The sequence below is a fragment of the Streptomyces sp. NPDC052301 genome (genome assembly GCF_044593395.1).
Classification (GTDB): Bacteria; Actinomycetota; Actinomycetes; order Streptomycetales; family Streptomycetaceae; genus Streptomyces.
In genome coordinates, this window is record NZ_JBIUBE010000030.1 from 1 (window position 1) to 1,225 (window position 1,225).

Genomic DNA, 1,225 nt, shown 5'->3' on the forward strand with positions numbered 1-1,225 from the left:
AGTGATCATTTCAGAATGACTTGCGGAGCCGTCGAAGGCAGATGACGCTGCAGGCGAGTTCGAGTAGTCCCTGGTGGAGGTCGGCTCGTTGCTCGTAGCGGACACGGAGTCGTTTGAACTGATGGAGCCAGGCAAAGGTCCGCTCGACGACCCAGCGGGTGCGACCAAGGCCGGAGCCGTGGGCAACGCCGCGTCGGGCGATCAGGGGTCTGATGCCGCGTTTCCGCAGCAGGTAGCGGTACTTGTCGTAGTCGTAGCCCCGGTCGGCGAAGAGCCGTTTGGGTCGGTTGCGGGGACGTCCGCGCACCCCTCGGATGCGGGGTATCGCGTCCAGCAGGGGGATCAACTGTGTGATGTCGTGCCGGTTCCCGCCGGTCAGGGAGACGGCCAGGGGTGTGCCGTGGCGGTCGACGATCACATGGTGCTTGGAGCCGGGGCGACCGCGGTCGACGGGTGAAGGGCCGACGTGAGCCCCCCTTTGAGGGCCCTGATGTGGGAGCCATCGATGGCCGTATCGTCCATGTCCAGCAGGCCGGTTGCCCGCAGCTCGGCTAGGAGTGCCTCATGAAGGCGAGGCCAGACGCCAGCCTCGGTCCAGTCCCGCAGCCGACGCCAGGAGGTTACCCCCGAGCATCCGACGACCTGGACTGGGACGTCGCACCAGGCCACTCCCTTGCGTAGCACGTACATGATGCCCGCCAGCGCAACCCGGGTCCGGCACAGGCAGCCGTCCGGGATGACGGTGGCGTCGGGGCGGCCGCTCTGGCAGGAGTGGAGCTATTCGCTCCCACAGGTCGTCGGAGACAAGATCGATAGACACCAGCCGGACCCTGCCCAGAAGGACCTTCGCCCACCAGCCGACACGCCGATCTCACCTGAAGTGCTCATCGGCCCTCTTCCGGCGCTGACCGCCGGTCGGCGAAGCGATCCTGGTCGGCGGCGTTGCCGGCGCGAGCCTCGGTGCGGTGACTCCGTGCCAGGTAGTCGCGGACGATCAACTCGACGGCGTCCTGCGGGCTCCTGGTACCGGCCAGCAGCATGACCTCGATGGCCAGATCGCTGTCCAGGCTGATGGTGACCTTCGCCATGACACCTCCTGAAGGGTTCCCCGCGGAGCCTATCCAAGCGGCTAACGGTCGGCGATGGGTAGGTTGCTGGACCTGGGAAAGAGGGACGGGGCCGGAAGACCGGCCGGTCGCGAACGGCTCATTCTGTAACGAGCTCT

At 66.7% G+C, this 1,225-nt stretch carries 1 protein-coding gene and 1 pseudogene; both read right to left on the reverse strand.

The window, feature by feature from the left end; translation table 11 throughout:
• Nucleotides 1–10: 10 nt before the first annotated feature.
• A pseudogene (locus ACIHEJ_RS40670) lies at nt 11–820 on the reverse strand (IS5 family transposase).
• 64 nt (nt 821–884) lie between these two features.
• The gene (locus ACIHEJ_RS40675) at nt 885–1,088 is read right to left on the reverse strand and encodes a hypothetical protein (RefSeq protein WP_116153950.1); all 204 of its coding nucleotides are present in this window, start codon (nt 1,086–1,088) and stop codon (nt 885–887) included.
• Nucleotides 1,089–1,225 lie beyond the last annotated feature (137 nt).